24 protein-coding genes are annotated in these 15,733 nt (G+C 63.5%); 13 read left to right on the top strand and 11 right to left on the bottom strand.

Annotated features, from left to right (window positions below; translation table 11 throughout):
* Window positions 1-13: 13 nt before the first annotated feature.
* From GAK28_RS21750 to GAK28_RS21760, 3 genes are read right to left on the bottom strand one after another with little or no spacing between them, the layout of a single operon-like run.
* Window positions 14-922 carry a hypothetical protein gene (locus GAK28_RS21750; protein WP_291784363.1) on the bottom strand — a complete coding sequence of 303 codons (909 nt, stop codon included), beginning with the start codon at window positions 920-922 and terminating at the stop codon, window positions 14-16.
* Between the two features lie 45 nt (window positions 923-967).
* Window positions 968-1,324, bottom strand: coding sequence for a hypothetical protein (locus GAK28_RS21755; RefSeq protein ID WP_291784365.1), 357 nt, complete (start codon window positions 1,322-1,324; stop codon window positions 968-970).
* Between the two features lie 2 nt (window positions 1,325-1,326).
* The gene (locus GAK28_RS21760) at window positions 1,327-2,331 is read right to left on the bottom strand and encodes a ParM/StbA family protein (RefSeq protein WP_291784367.1); all 1,005 of its coding nucleotides are present in this window, start codon (window positions 2,329-2,331) and stop codon (window positions 1,327-1,329) included.
* Between the two features lie 237 nt (window positions 2,332-2,568).
* On the opposite strand from GAK28_RS21760, the gene GAK28_RS21765 reads away from it, so the two are divergent.
* The 4 genes from GAK28_RS21765 to GAK28_RS21780 all read left to right on the top strand — a co-directional run bounded on the left by GAK28_RS21765 (window position 2,569) and on the right by GAK28_RS21780 (window position 5,180).
* Entirely contained in the window at window positions 2,569-3,174 is a 606-nt protein-coding gene (locus GAK28_RS21765; protein ID WP_291784369.1) for a hypothetical protein, read from the top strand.
* An 840-nt stretch (window positions 3,175-4,014) separates the two neighbouring features.
* The gene (locus GAK28_RS21770; RefSeq protein ID WP_291784371.1) at window positions 4,015-4,422 is read left to right on the top strand and encodes a hypothetical protein; all 408 of its coding nucleotides are present in this window, start codon (window positions 4,015-4,017) and stop codon (window positions 4,420-4,422) included.
* Window positions 4,423-4,469: 47 nt separating this feature from the next.
* On the top strand, window positions 4,470-4,766 hold the full coding sequence (locus GAK28_RS21775; protein WP_291784373.1) for a hypothetical protein: 297 nt from the start codon (window positions 4,470-4,472) through the stop codon (window positions 4,764-4,766).
* A gap of 180 nt (window positions 4,767-4,946) precedes the next feature.
* Window positions 4,947-5,180 carry a hypothetical protein gene (locus tag GAK28_RS21780; protein ID WP_291784374.1) on the top strand — a complete coding sequence of 78 codons (234 nt, stop codon included), beginning with the start codon at window positions 4,947-4,949 and terminating at the stop codon, window positions 5,178-5,180.
* 62 nt (window positions 5,181-5,242) lie between these two features.
* Here GAK28_RS21780 and GAK28_RS21785 read toward each other — a convergent pair whose 3' ends face one another.
* On the bottom strand, window positions 5,243-5,410 hold the full coding sequence (locus GAK28_RS21785) for a hypothetical protein (protein WP_291784376.1): 168 nt from the start codon (window positions 5,408-5,410) through the stop codon (window positions 5,243-5,245).
* Between the two features lie 11 nt (window positions 5,411-5,421).
* Complete coding sequence (locus GAK28_RS21790; RefSeq protein WP_291784378.1) at window positions 5,422-5,697, bottom strand: hypothetical protein; 276 nt, start codon at window positions 5,695-5,697, stop codon at window positions 5,422-5,424.
* Between the two features lie 132 nt (window positions 5,698-5,829).
* Here GAK28_RS21790 and GAK28_RS21795 point away from each other — a divergent pair, with 132 nt between their 5' ends.
* Window positions 5,830-6,462: a hypothetical protein gene (locus tag GAK28_RS21795; protein ID WP_291784379.1), complete on the top strand. Its 633-nt coding sequence runs from the start codon at window positions 5,830-5,832 to the stop codon at window positions 6,460-6,462.
* A gap of 24 nt (window positions 6,463-6,486) precedes the next feature.
* On the opposite strand, the gene GAK28_RS21800 is transcribed toward GAK28_RS21795, so the two are convergent.
* The 6 genes from GAK28_RS21800 to GAK28_RS21825 all read right to left on the bottom strand — a co-directional run bounded on the left by GAK28_RS21800 (window position 6,487) and on the right by GAK28_RS21825 (window position 8,943).
* Window positions 6,487-6,777 carry a hypothetical protein gene (locus tag GAK28_RS21800; protein WP_291784381.1) on the bottom strand — a complete coding sequence of 97 codons (291 nt, stop codon included), beginning with the start codon at window positions 6,775-6,777 and terminating at the stop codon, window positions 6,487-6,489.
* A gap of 14 nt (window positions 6,778-6,791) precedes the next feature.
* Window positions 6,792-7,550: a hypothetical protein gene (locus tag GAK28_RS21805; RefSeq protein ID WP_291784382.1), complete on the bottom strand. Its 759-nt coding sequence runs from the start codon at window positions 7,548-7,550 to the stop codon at window positions 6,792-6,794.
* A 173-nt stretch (window positions 7,551-7,723) separates the two neighbouring features.
* Window positions 7,724-7,984: a hypothetical protein gene (locus tag GAK28_RS21810; protein WP_291784385.1), complete on the bottom strand. Its 261-nt coding sequence runs from the start codon at window positions 7,982-7,984 to the stop codon at window positions 7,724-7,726.
* 44 nt (window positions 7,985-8,028) lie between these two features.
* Window positions 8,029-8,181 (bottom strand): hypothetical protein, encoded by a 153-nt coding sequence (locus GAK28_RS21815; RefSeq protein ID WP_291784386.1) that lies wholly within the window; start codon window positions 8,179-8,181, stop codon window positions 8,029-8,031.
* Window positions 8,178-8,492 carry a hypothetical protein gene (locus GAK28_RS21820; protein WP_291784388.1) on the bottom strand — a complete coding sequence of 105 codons (315 nt, stop codon included), beginning with the start codon at window positions 8,490-8,492 and terminating at the stop codon, window positions 8,178-8,180. Before GAK28_RS21820 ends, GAK28_RS21815 begins: the two co-directional genes overlap by 4 nt.
* A gap of 16 nt (window positions 8,493-8,508) precedes the next feature.
* Complete coding sequence (locus GAK28_RS21825) at window positions 8,509-8,943, bottom strand: hypothetical protein (RefSeq protein WP_291784390.1); 435 nt, start codon at window positions 8,941-8,943, stop codon at window positions 8,509-8,511.
* Window positions 8,944-9,221: 278 nt separating this feature from the next.
* Between GAK28_RS21825 and GAK28_RS21830 the strand changes: the two genes are divergently transcribed.
* The 8 genes from GAK28_RS21830 (at window position 9,222) to GAK28_RS21865 (ending at window position 15,532) form a co-directional block, all read left to right on the top strand.
* On the top strand, window positions 9,222-9,356 hold the full coding sequence (locus tag GAK28_RS21830) for a hypothetical protein (RefSeq protein ID WP_291784392.1): 135 nt from the start codon (window positions 9,222-9,224) through the stop codon (window positions 9,354-9,356).
* 193 nt (window positions 9,357-9,549) lie between these two features.
* Window positions 9,550-9,900 (top strand): hypothetical protein, encoded by a 351-nt coding sequence (locus GAK28_RS21835; RefSeq protein WP_291784394.1) that lies wholly within the window; start codon window positions 9,550-9,552, stop codon window positions 9,898-9,900.
* 185 nt (window positions 9,901-10,085) lie between these two features.
* Window positions 10,086-12,038, top strand: coding sequence for a hypothetical protein (locus GAK28_RS21840; RefSeq protein WP_291784396.1), 1,953 nt, complete (start codon window positions 10,086-10,088; stop codon window positions 12,036-12,038).
* Window positions 12,039-12,134: 96 nt separating this feature from the next.
* Window positions 12,135-12,920: a PspA/IM30 family protein gene (locus tag GAK28_RS21845; RefSeq protein ID WP_291784398.1), complete on the top strand. Its 786-nt coding sequence runs from the start codon at window positions 12,135-12,137 to the stop codon at window positions 12,918-12,920.
* Window positions 12,910-14,157 (top strand): hypothetical protein, encoded by a 1,248-nt coding sequence (locus GAK28_RS21850; RefSeq protein ID WP_291784400.1) that lies wholly within the window; start codon window positions 12,910-12,912, stop codon window positions 14,155-14,157. Before GAK28_RS21845 ends, GAK28_RS21850 begins: the two co-directional genes overlap by 11 nt.
* A 7-nt stretch (window positions 14,158-14,164) precedes the next feature.
* Entirely contained in the window at window positions 14,165-14,410 is a 246-nt protein-coding gene (locus tag GAK28_RS21855; protein WP_291784402.1) for a hypothetical protein, read from the top strand.
* Window positions 14,397-14,831 carry a hypothetical protein gene (locus tag GAK28_RS21860; RefSeq protein ID WP_291784403.1) on the top strand — a complete coding sequence of 145 codons (435 nt, stop codon included), beginning with the start codon at window positions 14,397-14,399 and terminating at the stop codon, window positions 14,829-14,831. The genes GAK28_RS21855 and GAK28_RS21860 overlap by 14 nt, the downstream gene beginning before the upstream one ends.
* Window positions 14,831-15,532 carry a hypothetical protein gene (locus GAK28_RS21865; protein WP_291784404.1) on the top strand — a complete coding sequence of 234 codons (702 nt, stop codon included), beginning with the start codon at window positions 14,831-14,833 and terminating at the stop codon, window positions 15,530-15,532. The genes GAK28_RS21860 and GAK28_RS21865 overlap by 1 nt, the downstream gene beginning before the upstream one ends.
* Window positions 15,533-15,733: the final 201 nt, after the last annotated feature.

Raw genomic sequence — 15,733 nt, forward strand, 5'->3', positions numbered from 1 at the left:
CTGGTGGTTGAACTCAGTCGGCGGTGCCAGTGGCGTCCGCTTCCTGTTGCTGCTGCTGCTCCAGCGAGTCCAGCTCGGCCAACAGGGCGTCGAGCTTGTCCCGCAGGTCCTGGGAGATGTGCTGGTAGCCGGGATCGGCCTTGACCTCGCGCATCGTGTTGAACAAGACGGGGGCCGCCTTGCTCACCTGTTTCTTGAAGGCCACCTCGGGCATGTGCTTGCGCGTGACGCGCTCGCCGCCGGCGGCCTGGGCGGCACGCAGCCCCTGCTGGAGCTTCTCGAATGCCTTCGATCCGTACTTGCGCAACGCCTCGATGGCCGTCGAGGCTGCGACCTCGCCCTTGATGACCATTTCGCGAACGTCCTTGTCGGAGCCGATCAGGAGCAGGAGGCCCTCGACGTACTTGCCGGACAGGCCCAGCCGGGAGGCGATGTCCGCCTGCTCCCAGCCGAACCGGGTCAGCCGCTTGCAGGCCACGGCCAGCTCGTAGGGCTCCAGGGGTTTGCCGGAGTTCGAGCGGACCAGGCCGACCGTCAAGTCCTCGATCGACGTGCCCTGCGGTGCGGGGACCACGGGAATCCGCTCGATCTCGGCACCCTCGCTGATCGCGAGCTGCACCGCCTCGAACCGGCAGTGGCCGTCCGTGATGTAGATGACCAGGGTGTCGCCTTCCTTGGCGACGTAGCCGGCCATCGGCTTGTCCTGGTAGTAGCCCTCGGACTTCATGGAGTCCGCGAGCGACCGGATGTGCGCCTTGTACGCGGCGTCCTTGATGCGGACGTTGAAGTTGGGGATGACGCGCAGGTCCCCCACCTGGACCTGCCACAGGTCTCGGGAGGACGCTCCGATGTCCTTCATGGCGGCCTTGACGCTGCCGGCGACCAAGGTGGTCTCGAAGTTCTCGAACGAAGCCTGTCTCATGGTTTCTCCAGGGGGTACTTGGCGTGTCTGGGTGCTCTGGCCCGGTTAGGAGCTGCCCTTCTGATCGCCCATCTCAAACATACGGGTTGCTGACTTGCTGAAGCCGGCGCCGTTGCCGGACGACGGCACTGGTGCCGGGGGGGGCGGGGATGCCGATTGCGCCGGCTGGGCCGCCGGCGCTGGGCGAGCTGTCTGCTCGCCGCCTGCGCCCCCCAACTGAGCCAGCATGGTCTTCGCGCCAACCCGGAGGCATTCCAACAGCGTCTTGTTGCCGTGGCCGTAGGGGATGCGTTCCAGCAGTTGCTCCAGCGCAGCGTTCTTGGCGTCCCCGGTCTCGTAGATCAGGACGATGCGGCGCTTCTCGGGTCGCTCGGCCTTCCCTCTGATCCAGTTGGTCGCCATGCTCAACCCTCCGTGCCGGTCTTGCCTTGGCTGCGGCGGTAGTTGTTGAACGCCAGCGCGTAGCGGCAGAAGCCCTCGGACACGCTGAAGCGGGAGTTGTCCGTGAGCTTGGCGTGCGGCCAGGTCTTCCGGAGCGCCGGCAGGACCAGCGGCGCACCACCGCCCGCGACCAGGATGCCGTCCAGCGACCGTGCCGAACGACCGATCAACTGGTTGGCCTTGTCGATGATGGTGGCCGCCAGGGGCTCCACCGCCAGTGCGACCTCCTCGCTCACGTCGATCCGCTCGCCGAAGTTGCGCAGCGTCTTGGTGCGAAGCAGGTCCGTGGCCTCGACCAGCGAGACCGAGAAGTCACGCTTGCGCAGACCGCGCTGGAGGTGCTCGGCGGCGATTCGCATGCCGTCGCAGCTCCCGAAGGCGTTCTCGATGGTGTGGCCTTGCAGCAGCAGGGCGTAGTCCGTCGTGTACTGGCCGACCTCGATGACCGCCCAACTGTCGTCGTCGGAACGCACTTCCGCGCTTTCCTGGCCGTCCTTGGTGAACATCATCTGGTGGTACGGACCCAGCGACTGCGGCATGACGCGCAGCTCGGCGCGAGGGGCCAGCTTGACGAGTTCCTGGCTGAGCCCGGACTTCTGCGACGCGAACAGGGCGGCAGGCAGGCCCATGATGATGAGGGCCGTGTCCACGTTCGGCACGTTGGCCGCCTTCAGCTTCTTGAGGCCACCCAGGAACAGCGCCGCGTGCTGCTCCGTGTAGACCCAATCGTCACGCATGCCGCCGGCCAGGTCGTCTTGGCCCTGGAGCATGGCGGTCTCGCCGAAAAAGAACTCGCGACCGTTGACCAGGACCGTCTCGGCCTGGACCCGTTCGGCCTCGCGGTCGTCGGTGATCTTGAACGCGGGAACGACCGAGGACGGATAGAGGACCTCGGCCCGCTGGTCGGCCCAGGCCGCCACGATCTTGACCGAACTTCTCCCGATGTCGAACCCGATGCAGGTCTGCATAGCTCACTCCTTCTTGGCTGTTTGAACAATGAACATGGCACAAGTGTAATAGGACAATGTGCAACGAACAAGGATAAATTTACTGTGTGATAACTGAATTGTACGGCAGCGCAACGGAGCATGTTAAGATGGCCTGAATGCGAAACATAGTAGGCAAGGACAGATATGCCGACGTGGCCCGATAAATCGGGGTCGATGAGGTACAGACCGGAACAATTGACAAGGGACCAAGAACAATTGCAAAGCAACATTGGTACTTGTTATTCCGAGCTGCTGCGGCTCGATGAGGTGATCGAGCGCTACGCCTACGCCCTGGAGATCATTCAGCCCTCAGCCCCTGGGAAGATGGCGATCAGGTTCCTGAAGAGGCCGTGGGGCGGGGTGGAGGGGCGGCATCCGCAGATCGTCCAGTGGTACCGCTCGCGCAACGGGCGCTGGCTCTACAACCGGCTCAAGACGAACGAGGTCCTGCGCAAGGTGAAGGGATACCCCGTCTTCGCTCCGGTGAAGGAAGACGTGAAGACCATCCTCCGAGAGGCGATCGCGATGATCGACCACCGTGAGGCGTTGCTCGCGGCCATCAACAACTTCAAGCGGCAGTTGGGCTCCATGTTCGCGCGCCACAACACCTACATGGCCGAGAAGCTCGACCAGATTCAGGTGTGGCTGCCTGCCCTGCGCGACCGCCGCGAAGAGCTGCTCGCCCTGTGGCGGGAGAGCGTTGAGGCGGCGGAAGAAGGGCTGCCGGAAGACGCCGTGGCGAACCCTCGCAAGAAGCCGCGAGTCGATCCGACCGGGGGCACTCGCGGCGTCGTCCACGAGACCCGCAGGCGTGGCTCGTAGCCCCATGTCATGTCACATGAGGTGGCGTGGGGTCGGATGGCATGGAGTGAACTGACGCGAGTTCAGACCAGTTGAGATGAGCTGGGATAGGGTCAAGTGAGGTGACGCCAGACCGCCGCCCGCGTCTCGCCTGCGGCTCGGGCGGGCGGCTCCCTCCCCTCCCCCTGGCCGGTCGCCCTGCCTCGGCTGGGCCTCGGCCAACCCGTCCGGTCCCCTGGTCCAGTTCCCTTGTCGATGTCCCCCGGTTCGGTGCCCTGGCCTGGTCCCCCCACCTGGTCAGCCCGCCTGGTGCCCCTGCCACCGTGCCCCGGCAACGGTGGCCCTCCCCCCTTCGCGCCGGCGGCCTGGCCTTCGGCCTCGGCCTGCCGGCGCTCCAACCCGCCGGGGAACCGGTCCTGTTGCAGCCGCTGGAACTTTGCTTGGCCTGGGGGTGCCCGATGGATGTCAGGGTGGCCTTGGTGTGAGCTGGGGTGGCCTGAGATACCTCAAGCCCATCTCATGTCATGTCATGTCATGCGCTGGGGTCTGGTGTGCCTGAGCATCTGAGGTGGCGTAGCCGCTCCAGGCGTCCTTGCGTCCTCCGGGTGGCCTGAAGCTCCCTGGGCGTGACCTGTAGCCGGGCAGCTTGGCGCATCTGGCTTGACCGAGGGCGAAGTGAAAACGGACGCTGTGGGGCGTTCCCCAGCAAGCGTCCGCCGATCGGGCATTCCCGGTCCCGAGGTGATTCTAGATCGAATCATGTCACATGACATGACGTTGCATGGGTGGGCATGCAATGGATGTTCCTCGCGCAACTTCGTTCACCCGCAAGGGTTCACTTCACCACTGGAGGACATCATCATGGCGATTCATCAGCAGACCACGGCCCCGGCACCGCGCAGCGCTCCAGCTCCGCGTGTCGAGGTCGCTGCTAACTGGGAGAGCCTTTTCCCTGGTCGATCGGCAGACGAGTTCGTCGCTACCGGTTCGACCTTGACGGCGACTCGCGTCGGGCACGATCGGTTCGAGCTGCGCAACAGCACGGTGAACAGATCCGATGGCCGTTGCTTCGGAACGGGGCACCTGGCTCCAGCCGAGGTCAAGCTGTCGCCGACCGCTCCGGACATGCTCGGCCAGTTCGAGGACCCGAAGGAGTTCGACGGGCATCAGCCCACGCGCTACCGGGTTGCAGCTTGGTGGAAGCCGATCAGGACGGGCAACCGTGCTGGCCGGATGTACCTCCGGGTTGCTCTCACCCCGCTGCCCTGACGCATTTCGTGCAAACTCAGGCCCAACGGGCCTTCTTGGAGGACATCATGAGCTTGAACATGAACCACGGCCAGCCGGCCAGGACCTTCGCCGAGGTGATCGCGTTCGGTCAGGTCGCTTCGCAGTACCAGCGCCTGCGGCACGAGCATCCGCGCATCCGGGCGCTGACGATTCACCGCTACATCCGTGACGACCACGGGCTCTCGCTCCCGCAGTTCGAGTGTGAGACCGAGAAGGGCCATTCCTGGAGCTACACCGGTTCTGCCTATGGCGGAGACGATGACAGCTTCCACGGTGAAGGGCGTGCGTACTGCTGCCACTGTGGAGCAGACGGCGACGCCTGAAATTGCAGTCTGCGACTGCACTTCCCACCAACCCCAGCACTCATTGAGTCCTGGGGTTTTTCATTGCATGCGATGTGACATGACATGAGGTGACATTACCTCATGCCGTGCGCAACGGATGCCCTTCAGGCACATCGACCGCTCCTTGTGGAGCAGCTCATCAACCTGGAGGACCTCACCATGAGCACATCTACTTCCGGCGACCTGAACTGGCCGGCGATCGTTCGACGGCTTGCTCGACTGCGAGCTGGCCGCCGCAAGATCGGCTGGTTCGACTTCGCGAGCGACTCGTGGGACATGCGAACGACCACGGAGCGTGCCGCTCGCATCTGGGCGCGTATCTGCGGAAGGCGACAGCCGCTCTTGAACCCGGAGTCCCAGCGCCCCGTGCCCTGGAATTCCTTCCACCACTGACCCCACCCCAACCCCAGCACTCGAAAGAGTCTGGGGTTTCTTGCTCTGGGCCTGGGCGTCCGTCAGGAGGATCGGATCAGCCGCCAGCCGCCGGCGGGGTTCATCAGCAACTGGTTCGCGTAGGCGCAGGCCGCCGGGGTATTGAGCTTGAGCCGAAGCGTCGCCGGCGTTGGCTGTCGCACCGTGGTTTCGATGCAGTCCCCAAGGCGAGCCATCTTGTCGAGTTCCATGATGCGACCTTTCAGGGGTGGCGACCGCACGGGCAGCAGTTCACGTCGATGCCGGTCAGGCTGCACTCATCCGGACCGGCCTCGTAGGGGGTGAACTCCGGATCGAAGCCTCGCGCTCGGAGGGCGGCCTCGGCAGCGGGCCGGTCGGCCTCGGGCGTTTGCGCCAGGATGGAGCTGTACGCCGCCTGGACTCGTGACTCGTAGCGGACATCGGACTGGCCGCAGCCGTGAGCCGCCTGCTGCTCGGCCTGCCGGATTCGCTCGGGAAGGGTGGCGAGTGTGCTCATCCGAACTCCTACCATGTGAGGTAATGTGACATGACATTATGTCATGTGGCATTGCCCAGAATCTGCCGCAACGGATGTTCTTCAGGCAAATCGACCGCTCCCCTCGGGAGCATCTTCAACCTGGAGGACATCATGCAAGAGCGTTTTACCGTTGTGCGTCAGGAGATCGGTCTCTTCGGAGCCGTGATTCGCTGGCTGCTGAAGGCGATCGTCGCCGGCGTCCGCGCCCTGGACCGTTCGTGGTTCCCGGTCTCCGAATGGAAATGGGTCGGCTCGGGCGGTGTGCTGTACCGGCGCGTCACCGAGCAACGTGGCTTCAGCTTCATCGGCGAGCTGGTCGTTGATCGTCAGACGGTCGGGGCCTACCTTGGCACCTTCGGCGACGCTTTCCGTGAGGACGCGGTGCCGGTTGGTGACGGGCGCTTCTTCTACCCGGCCTCCAGCGAGTCGAGCCGCGTCAGCGAGCTGGTCCGAGCTGGTTGCCCGCTGAGCGACGCCCGCAGCCTCGCCCGTCGAGCTGTGATCGACGACATGAACCGTGCCGCGTCCTACGGCGAGACCTGGTTCATCTACGGCCTGGTCGTCTCGGCCAAGCGTGGAAGTCGTGTGCTGGCTGAAGTGTCTCTGTGGGGCATTGACGCCGTGCCGCATGTGGACCGCATGGACCCGCGCGTCGAGTCGCTCTACCAGGAGATCATCCCGGAGGCTGAACGAGAGGCGCTGGACGAGCTGAAGAACCTCAGCTCGTATGCCATGCGTGCCTGATTGACCCACCCCAAACCCCAGCGCTCATTGAGCCTGGGGTTTTTCTTCTGGGGACGTTGTGGACTGCACCAGGTGCTTCAGCAGCATCTTGAGGATGGCATTGCGCGACACCCCCAGCTCGGACGCCAGGGTGTCGTAGAAGGTCAGCGTGAGCCGGTTCATCCGGATGCTGGTCGGGCCGTCCACGGCATCCGGGTCTTCCACCTTGGAGGCGGCGGCAGCAGCTCGCTGCAAGGCCGTTGCCGTCAGCGCGTTGAGGGCGTCGTCGAGGCGAATCGTGCGGATGCCTCGCACCAGCCGGTCGGTCGTTCGCATCATCGGCTCCGGCGTCAGATGCGATCGAGCTGGACGAGGCTCCGGCGGACGGCGGAGCCTGACTCGATGTCGAGGTGGGGCTTGGGGCCGTTGGGCAGGATGCGGTCCATGCTCAGAAGCACAGCAGAACCACCTGTCGCCAAGTGAGCCTCGACCAGGTGCTTCGGGGCGTCTGGTGCGCCCAGCACACGAGGCATCTGCCAGAGTTCATCCACCACCAGAAGAGCCGTGGGGGCGATCTCATTCACCGGCACGCTCGTGCGGGCGTCCTCCGGTTGGCCAACCAGGTCCTCCAGCTCGAATACGACCAGCGGGGTGTTGCCGTGGCGCTCATCGGAGCGGCTTCCGTCACGCGCGAACGTGCTGTACGTGCCGCCCACGGTCCGACACAGGTGCCAGTAGCTGCGCCCGATGTCGAGAACGTGGACCGGCTTGCCTTGCCTGAGCGCGTTCAAGGCGTAGTCGATCGCGCGAAAGGTCTTGCCGTAGCCTGAAGGGCCAACGATCAGGATCAGCTCCTGGTCCTTGGGTTTGCCGAACCGTGGGTCGGTGCATTCAGCAGCCGTCACCTTCGCCAGGGGCGAGCTGGTGGCCTGGGCTGCCGATGTCGTCTCGGCGCACGTCGTGACGTGCTTCCAGTGGAGATAGCCGGCCTCTTTGGCGACGCGATCGAGCGCTTCGGCGTGCTGGAGGAGGGTGTCGCCCCGAGCGAGCAGCTTGGCCGCCTTCTTGAGCTTGGAGACGGCCTCGGGCGAGGTGTGGATGTGGTGCATTGAAGTCCTTCTCGCGAATGAACCTGGTGCCTACCTGCCAGAACTCCGCAAGGATGGAATTCAGATGCGTGTGGAAGTGTGGAGGTCGTCCCTTCGGGTGTGCCAAGGTAGGCAGCAGGCTTCGACCCAGCCCGTGCCCGAGATGATACGCAGCGCGAGCGCGTATAACTTGGTCAGCTCGCGGCGTGCCCCGCCGCTCGGCGCGAGGCGATGGCGGCCTGGCGTGCGAGCCAGAGTCGGGGGAGTTGGGATTGCACCAGGCAGGGAGATTCGCCGATCGCGATCAGCGCGGCATCGACGCCCTCGTGATCGCGCAAGGCCCGACGCAGGTTGCTCTCTGCTGCGATCGCCGAGACGCGATCCTTGGAGAACAGCGCTGTGTGCAGCCAGCCGTCGCACTGGAGGTGGTAGAGCTGAGCGGAGTCAGCCGACATGATGTTCACTCATTGCATGCCACATGATGTGACATGAAATCATGTCAAAGCAGCGAAGCCAGAACCAGGGCCGCGATCCAGATCGTGCGATCGGCCCATTGCGGCAGTTCGAGGAGGGTGGTCGCTGCGATCGCGCCGCCCAAGGTGATGGCGGCGTAGTACGGCTGGAACCGGCTGGTGTAGACGCGAGTGCTCATGAGTTGAGGGTGCGGATTCTGACCCAAAAGTCCGGGAGCAGGTATCCGGCCTCGATAGGGGTTATCGAGCCGGAGGTGTCGAGCCGGCAGACCTGTTGCTGGAGCAGTTCGCTCACGGCAGAAGTTAGCTCGATGTCGTCGAGGCTGTAGCGCCTGGCGATGCGTCTCACAGTGGCCCAGTCGAGCCGCGATGTGCAGTAGCCCTCTTCCAGGATCACCAGCCAGAGCGACAGGGCCGTCTTCGAGCAACGGGGTACACCGTGGTGCGCGAGGAATGCGGCCTGGCTGAAGTGAAACGGAAGAGGGTTCATGGTCAGGATGTGAGGGTCAGTACGCGCGGTGGACGCGCGTCTCGTAGGTCCGTGCCCCCGGCGGCGGCATTGCGATGCCGAACACCGACTGGAGCTGCATCACAGCGTGCTTCACCGTGCGCGGCGTGCTGCGCACGGCGATCGCGTCCGCCGGAAGGGGAGGGCGCGTGGTGCTGGTCGCGGCCTTGCGGCTGCGGCGCTCGCCGCTCTTCTCCTCCTCCGTCATCAGGAAGAACTGCTGGTGCCGGCGCTTGACGCCGTAGTCCTCGGCTCTCACGCGCTCCTGGTTCTCCAGGCTCGCGATGAAGCCGTTCACGCTGCGGTAGGGAATCCCCGTGTAGTTGGCGATCTCCCGCAGCGTGGTGCAGTTGTTCTGAATGGCTTCGATCACCTGCTGTGTCGAGGCCCCCCATTTGCGGTGATTTCCGCTTGTTTCCTCTTTGTGCAACATGCCATCTCTCCGTACTACCGCCCTTCGGCGGCGTCAACCGGCGCACCAGTCGGGGTGCCGGATTTCGTCTCTCCTCCTTCGGAGGCGTCTCTGGTTCCGCAATTCGGCACTGCGGACGGTTGAGCTTTTACCGGAGCCGTGTGGGCGTGTCAAGCTGTCACGCAACAGTAAATAAAACCGAGTTCTAAGCTAATGCGCAATCGCTCTCCGCGCAACGGATGCCCTCCAGGCAAATCGACCGCCCTCTTCGGGCATTTCCTGTACTGGAGGACTCCCCCATGAAGCGACTCATCGTTCTCGGCTTGGTTGCCCTGGTTGCCTATTACGGTTTCCAGGCGAAGGCTGCCCTTAGCGCGGCCACGCACTTCACGTCCATCGTCAAGATGCACGCGAGCCAGCTCGACCCGCAGTGATGCGTTTGCCTCGGCCTGCTTGTCAGACCCTGGCTTGAGGCACGTTGTGCCAGTCACCCCACAAACCCCGATCCGCCACGCGTTTCGGGGTTTTTCTGTTTAGGCCGCCGCGCAACAGATGTCCTGCTCGCAAGTCGAAGCCACTCATCCTGAGTGGGTCCCTGAATAACTAGAAAGACAGAAGAGGTGAACCATGCAACTGGAGCTGTACAAGGCACTCGTCGCGGCTAATATTCCCGATGAAGTCGCCACCAAACTGGTAGACGCTATGAACACACACATTGACAACCGAGTGAACGCCGCCGTGAAACCCCTGTTCGAGCGGATGGAGTCGATGCAGACCTCGCTGTCTGCGAAGCTCGACGGCGCGACCGCTGGCCTTGGCACAAAGATCGACGCCATTGCCCAGCTTCGTCGTGAATCCCAGGCTGATGGCGAGCTTCGTCGTTCGCGTGTTCGCTGGGTTGTCGGCACTGCGTTGACCGCGATCGGGATTGCTGTCCCTGCGACCATCGCCGTGCTCAAGGCGATGAACATCATCTGACCTACCACCCCCAACAAACCCCGGAACATCGTTCTGGGGTTTTTTTTCACGTCCGCAAAATGATATGAAATCACATGACATGATGTGATGCGGTGTCATGTTCTCCAGTGGTCGCCCTCGCAACGGATGCCCCAGGTGCAAACCGAATCGCCTCACTGAGGCACAACCCATCTGGAGGACAACCCATGAAAGAGACTCGCGCCCTGGCGCTGTTGGCCCGCATCATTGGCCGACGACACGGTGTGGAGGTGGAATTCAGTCCGTTTGCGGACACGGCTTCCACCGATGGCAAGAAGATCACGCTGCCCGTCGTGTCGAACCTCGGCACCGACGATCACGCGATCCTGATCGAGGGGCTGCTGGACCACGAAGCGATGCACTGCCGGTTCACCGACTTCGAGGTGGCCTTGGGCAAGCTGGAGCCACTCGTGGCCTCGCTGACCAACCTGATCGAAGACGTGTGGGGTGAGCGCGAGCAGGGGAAGATTTACCCTGGCTGCGCACGCAACATCCGTCGCTCGATGGACGTGATGATTCGCCTGGGCTGGTATCGCGGTCCCAGCGCTGGATCGCAGGAGCCGCCGCCGACCATGATGACGAACTTCCTCATCAACGGTCTGCTCGCGCGGCTGTATCGGTCCGAGGTCCTCGATCGCTTCGCAAGGCAGTATCGGAAGATGCTCGCCGGCGTTCTCGGTGAGGACCTTGTGCGGCGCATCTGGGAAACCGCCTGCAAAGTGGATCGTGTGAGCAGTACCTCGCAGGCGTTGGCTCTGGCGAAGGAGATCGTCGCGCTGCTTCGGCAAGCGATGCCTCCGGAGTCTCCGCAACCGAGCGCAGCACAAGCTGGGCAAGGGAGCGAAGGCCAATCCACGTCGGGGTCCGGCCAAGGCAGTTCCGGCGAGGCTGGCGGATCGGGGCAACCTGGTGCGCCCAGCGCAGACGGAAGCCAGCCTGGTCAGGACGGATCGTCACCGGGCAACGGGTCGCAACCTTCGGCTGGATCACCTGGTGATGAATCGAGCGCACGGAAGCCTGGTGGTACGGCAACTGGCGCGGGTGCAGGTGCTGGTGGAGGTGCTGGTGGCCCACAAGGTCAGACGCACGGCTCTTCTGGTTCCGACGACGCGCAGCGCAAGGGAGATGCCATCCGGCAAATCCTGGGCGCATCGGCTGACCAGCTCGCCAGCGGCGACATGGGCGATCGACTGCTCGCCGCGCTCAACGGGCAAGGCAAAGCAGGCAAGAGCGCTGACGATGCGAGCCACGCGGGCCTCAATTGTGGTCGCCGGCAGATGTCGAACGCCGCCGGAGGTCCAGATGCCGGGTATCCGCTTGCTGCACCACAGCAGGCAGAGTCCGATGCGTTCCGCTACAGGCTCTACAACCAGGCCGCCGTCGCGATGTCCAGGGGGATCGAGGTCAAGCTCGGCACCAAGCTGGAGTCGCTGCTCGAAGCTCGCACGGATTCGTTCGTGCTGCACAAGCGAGCAGGCCGGCGTCTTGAGGCTCGTCGAGCCCCGAGGCTCTCGCTGGGGAAACTCGATGTCTTCCGGACGGTGGAGGAGGGAACAGAGGTTGACACCTCGGTCCACTTCCTCATCGACTGCTCGGCTTCGATGCTCAACAACTTCGCCGGCTCTGGCAGGGTTGCTGGCGACATTCCCCTCGACGAGACGCGGGTCGTGGCTGCTGCTGCTGTCGCTTACGCGGCTGCGCAGGTCCTCGACAAGCACGACGTGCCCTTCGCGATGGCCTGCTTCGGCTCTCGCCACCTGGCGCTGAAGTCGTTCGACGCACGGTGGCCCGTTGCTAGGAAACTGGCGCTGACGGACTCGCTGGGCGGAACGGCAACGGACTGCGCGGTGATGAGAATCGCCGACGAGCTGGTGCTTCGACAAGAGGCCAGGCAGCTCGTGGTCCTCGTGACCGATGGCGAGCCTCACGACGAGCCCGCAACGGTCGCCGTGATGAACGAAGTCCGCAGGCTTGGAATCGAGTTCGCTGTGCTCTTCATCGGAGCGCAGGGGTACAAGTTCCAGCGACTGCTTCAGGCTGATGGCTACACCGTAGCGCGTGCGCTGACTCGGGAGAGTCTGGCTACCTCGTTCTTCGAGGCAGTCCAAAGCGCATTCTGATTCCACCCACAAGCCCTGCGTCCAACCTGGACCGGGGCTTCTCTTTTGTGGGATGCAAAAAGGATGCAAAACAGACTTGCGACGGATGCATTTCGGATGCATACTGAATGCAATCCGCAACCGATGGTGTGTGGCGGCTACTTGGAGGACAAAGCGATGTTTGGTTTCTTGCGCAAGGTGTGGGTTCAGCTCAGCGGCTTCCTGCACGACACCGTGGACAACTTGAGCGATGCGGGTCGTACTGCCAGACAGGCGATCCGAGAGCTGGACGGCCAGATTCGGGAGGCGGAGGAGAGTGTCACCGATGTGTCTGCCGAGCTGCGGCTGATGCAGCACGAGCACGAGAAGGCGACCGAGGCGGCCTCCAAATGGGGCCGCGTGGCGAAGACCGCTGCTGACTCCGGCGATCGCACGTCGGCGGTGGAAGCGGTGCAGCAGCAGGTGCAAGCTGAGGAACTCGCTTCCTCGTACAAGGCGAACGTGACGCGGCTCGCACCGATGCTGGAGCAGTTGAAGGCACGTCTTTCGGACCTTCGGCAGAAGAAGCTCGAAATGCAGCACAAGACCAGCGTGCTGGATGCTCGTAGCAAGGTCGCCAAGGCTGAATCTCGGGCGGCCCGTTACCTCGGCAATGTTGGCGAGAAGCCCGGCGTCGATTTCGACGAGCTGGAGCGCAGGGTGGACCGCCAAGAGGCCAAGGCCGCTGCCTTGGCGGACATGGCGCAGGACAAGGCAGCGCTCGATGTCAACAAGCGCCGGCAAGACTACTCGCGCAAGGATGCCATCTCGGAGAAGCTGCAAGCTCTCGGCCTCATGCCGGTCGGCGATAGCCAACCTGTCCAGATTCCTCTGGGCGTTGGGGAGAAGAAGCATGCGGGCTAAGTGGGCAGCTCTGCTCGCCGTGTTGCCGCTTGCGGCGGCGGCCGGTCCGATGGAGCCAGCCTTCGACACCCTGGCAAGCAACCTCCTCGCGCTGATGGGGACCATGCTTCCTATCATGGCTGTCATAGGGATTCTGCTTGTGGGCATCAAGGTCTTCACGGGCGGCGACGACCTGGCGGACGCCCTCATCAAGCTCGGTGTACCGCTGTTCGTCGTGATCGGTGGTTTTGCGGTGATGCGGACGTTCCTTGGCGCGATGGGCGTGCAAGCTCCTGACGGACCGAAGGACAGCGGGCCAGGCTTTTTCGCGATGGCATGGTCATGGTTGATCGGCCATCTGCTTCCTTTGGGACTCACTATCGGTGCGGTCGGTGGAGTGTCCTGGTTCGCTGTGCGTTCTCTCCGCAAGCGCCGCGACTCTCGTCAGGTGAAGCTCGACGTGCGTGCCGTGATCGAGACTGTGGAGCGGGCCGATGCGTTGCGTCTCTATTGGGAGTTCATAGCGTTGCCACAGGCCAATGCCGGCGACGGCATGTTCCGACCAAACTATGTGCAGGACGCTCTCTCGACCATCAAGAGGATGCAGTCTGAGTTGATGCCAATGTTGGAGCGCGCGCACGGTGGGACGCCTCTGGATCGCGATCAGCGCAAGCGCCTTGAATTCATCCGGCAGGAGTTCAACCGCTACATGAAGACGCCCACTGGGAAGACGCTTGACATTGCTGCCGAGTTGTCGCAACTGGCGGCCACTCCGGTCAATGCTACGCAAGGGCAGGCACCCTCGGTGCGCGCACCTGAATGGCGACAAGCAACTGCCGGTGTTGCTGCGGCTGCCCCGGTGAGTCCTGTGCAGACGGCGACCGCAGGCCCGCTTGACCTGTTGAATCCCTTCAATCTGACGAACCTGGTCAACCCGCTGAGCCCGTTGAGCCCGCTCAGCCCGTGGTCAGCCTGGCGATCGGGCGAGCGGCATCACGATGCGCCGTCGCCGTCCCCGAGTGACAGCAGCGAATGGGTGGGCCGAAGGTTCTCATCGGAGCCGGCGTCATCGCTCTTTGATGCGTCTAGTTCTGCTGGTGGAGCAGACACCTATGAGCCGGCTCGGTCCTTCGAGTGCAGTCGATCGGATGCTGGGCCTTCCTACGACTCATCACCGTCTTGGTCTTCGAGCGACAGCAGCTCGTCATGTGACAGTGGCAGCAGCTCGTCCGACTCCAGCAGTTCCAGCAGCGATTGAGGTTCAGATGACGAAACAAGAGAGTGAACTGACAGGTGCGCTTCGAGCCCTGACGGAAGACGCAACCGCCAGGTCGGACACGGCGCGGTTGCGGGATGTCATGGATGAGGTCGAAGCCGCCCTGAAAGCCGGGGTGAGGCGCGAGGCTGTGCTGGCGAAGCTGCACGAGAATGGATTCACGATGACGCTCGCCAGCTTCAAGTCCGCACTGCAACGAATCAGGAAGGAGCGCCGTGAGCATGAGCAGGCATGAAGAGGTCGAGACGCCGGAGGTCTTGCAAGGGCTCGGTCTCAGCGAAGACCAGTTCCTGCAAGTCCGCAGGTACATCGGTGCCCGCGTTGTTCTTGCCAAAGAGCAGCGGATGGTCGTTCTCGCGATCTTGATGGTGTTGGCCGGGAGCTTGTTGAGTGCGTCGTTGCGCAAGGACGTGGGCGACTTGCCGTTTCGTTCGCTGGTCGATGTCGCGCTGGAATGGCTCCCTGTTGTGACGGTCGCCGTTGGCGTGCTCGCGCTGCTGATGAAGCAACTTCGGATCAACCTGCTCAACGCCCAACTGGGGCGACTCGGCCTGTCCGAGCGGGCTCTGGAGCGCGTGCGATCACTGGCCGGTACCGTGATCCTCGTCGCGATGCTGGGACGCTTTGCGGATCGGATCATGGGGAGGGCAGCCTGATGGTCTTCCTCTTGAGTCTGGTGATCCTGCAATGGGTGGTCGCGGTGCAGTGCTTCCGCACGCTAGGGTTCATTCGCGAGGGCGCGGTGAAGCGATCGGAGGGCATGCTCACGGTGTTCGGCATGATGGCCGCCGCAGCGTTGGTCAGCTTTCCGCTGCTACTGGAGTTCGTCACCGTGGCCGCCTTCTCCCAGGGCAAACCGGTGTCTCCGCGAGGGGACTACGTGCCGCTCTGGTTTCTGGGCGCAGGTGGGCTGCTGGCCGTCCTCGTCTTCGGGCTGCGCCTACATCGACAGCGCCTGAACGCGAACGCGGGGTTCTTCGCGATCGGCGCGAACGCCTCGGGGATCATGATCGGCCTCTACATGGTCTTCGTTGTGGCCGACCAGGTGCTCTTCTTCATGCCGTCGCGTGAAGACGCCGGCATGCTCAACTGGGGGATATTCCGACAGGAGGGAGCAGTCCGCGACATCCAGTGCCAGTCAGACATGCTGGTCGTCAGAGGCATGGCAAGTGACGTTGCGACCTACCGGTGTCCTCTCGACGGCATCGCCGTGATGGGGCGCTTTACCGGTACGCCCATCGTGCCGTGGCCGACCTACACAGAAGGAACCAGTCACCAGCTCGCCGTCGAGGTCCGCAAGATGCAGCGGAGCGCCATCAAGCTGGAAGACGATCAAGTGCAGGGCATTTCAAAATGAGCCATGCGATCGAGACGGACGCCGTGTTCCCAGACGACTGCGGCCTTGATTTGGTCGAAGAGCGGCGCAGAGCCGAGCAGGTCGAGGCTGCTGCTCAGGCTTGGCGCAGGGCTTGGTCCCGGCATTGCGCAGCTTGCGGTGGGTGGGGCGGCTCCAGCTTCACGGAGATGCATGGTTTCCGGGGTGGGTCGGGCGAGCAGA

The sequence above is a fragment of the Luteibacter sp. genome, from assembly GCF_009912395.1.
In the GTDB taxonomy this organism is placed as follows: Bacteria; Pseudomonadota; Gammaproteobacteria; order Xanthomonadales; family Rhodanobacteraceae; genus Luteibacter.

Coding starts and splice junctions, on each gene's coding strand:
- GAK28_RS21750 (WP_291784363.1), bottom strand. CDS start 922: ATGAGACAGGCTTCGTTCGAGAACTTCGAGACCACCTTGGTCGCCGGC.
- GAK28_RS21755 (WP_291784365.1), bottom strand. CDS start 1,324: ATGGCGACCAACTGGATCAGAGGGAAGGCCGAGCGACCCGAGAAGCGC.
- GAK28_RS21760 (WP_291784367.1), bottom strand. CDS start 2,331: ATGCAGACCTGCATCGGGTTCGACATCGGGAGAAGTTCGGTCAAGATC.
- GAK28_RS21770 (WP_291784371.1), top strand. CDS start 4,015: ATGGCGATTCATCAGCAGACCACGGCCCCGGCACCGCGCAGCGCTCCA.
- GAK28_RS21775 (WP_291784373.1), top strand. CDS start 4,470: ATGAGCTTGAACATGAACCACGGCCAGCCGGCCAGGACCTTCGCCGAG.
- GAK28_RS21780 (WP_291784374.1), top strand. CDS start 4,947: ATGAGCACATCTACTTCCGGCGACCTGAACTGGCCGGCGATCGTTCGA.
- GAK28_RS21785 (WP_291784376.1), bottom strand. CDS start 5,410: ATGGAACTCGACAAGATGGCTCGCCTTGGGGACTGCATCGAAACCACG.
- GAK28_RS21790 (WP_291784378.1), bottom strand. CDS start 5,697: ATGAGCACACTCGCCACCCTTCCCGAGCGAATCCGGCAGGCCGAGCAG.
- GAK28_RS21795 (WP_291784379.1), top strand. CDS start 5,830: ATGCAAGAGCGTTTTACCGTTGTGCGTCAGGAGATCGGTCTCTTCGGA.
- GAK28_RS21800 (WP_291784381.1), bottom strand. CDS start 6,777: ATGCGAACGACCGACCGGCTGGTGCGAGGCATCCGCACGATTCGCCTC.
- GAK28_RS21805 (WP_291784382.1), bottom strand. CDS start 7,550: ATGCACCACATCCACACCTCGCCCGAGGCCGTCTCCAAGCTCAAGAAG.
- GAK28_RS21810 (WP_291784385.1), bottom strand. CDS start 7,984: ATGTCGGCTGACTCCGCTCAGCTCTACCACCTCCAGTGCGACGGCTGG.
- GAK28_RS21815 (WP_291784386.1), bottom strand. CDS start 8,181: ATGAGCACTCGCGTCTACACCAGCCGGTTCCAGCCGTACTACGCCGCC.
- GAK28_RS21820 (WP_291784388.1), bottom strand. CDS start 8,492: ATGAACCCTCTTCCGTTTCACTTCAGCCAGGCCGCATTCCTCGCGCAC.
- GAK28_RS21825 (WP_291784390.1), bottom strand. CDS start 8,943: ATGTTGCACAAAGAGGAAACAAGCGGAAATCACCGCAAATGGGGGGCC.
- GAK28_RS21830 (WP_291784392.1), top strand. CDS start 9,222: ATGAAGCGACTCATCGTTCTCGGCTTGGTTGCCCTGGTTGCCTATTAC.
- GAK28_RS21835 (WP_291784394.1), top strand. CDS start 9,550: ATGCAACTGGAGCTGTACAAGGCACTCGTCGCGGCTAATATTCCCGAT.
- GAK28_RS21840 (WP_291784396.1), top strand. CDS start 10,086: ATGAAAGAGACTCGCGCCCTGGCGCTGTTGGCCCGCATCATTGGCCGA.
- GAK28_RS21845 (WP_291784398.1), top strand. CDS start 12,135: ATGCATACTGAATGCAATCCGCAACCGATGGTGTGTGGCGGCTACTTG.
- GAK28_RS21850 (WP_291784400.1), top strand. CDS start 12,910: ATGCGGGCTAAGTGGGCAGCTCTGCTCGCCGTGTTGCCGCTTGCGGCG.
- GAK28_RS21855 (WP_291784402.1), top strand. CDS start 14,165: ATGACGAAACAAGAGAGTGAACTGACAGGTGCGCTTCGAGCCCTGACG.
- GAK28_RS21860 (WP_291784403.1), top strand. CDS start 14,397: ATGAGCAGGCATGAAGAGGTCGAGACGCCGGAGGTCTTGCAAGGGCTC.
- GAK28_RS21865 (WP_291784404.1), top strand. CDS start 14,831: ATGGTCTTCCTCTTGAGTCTGGTGATCCTGCAATGGGTGGTCGCGGTG.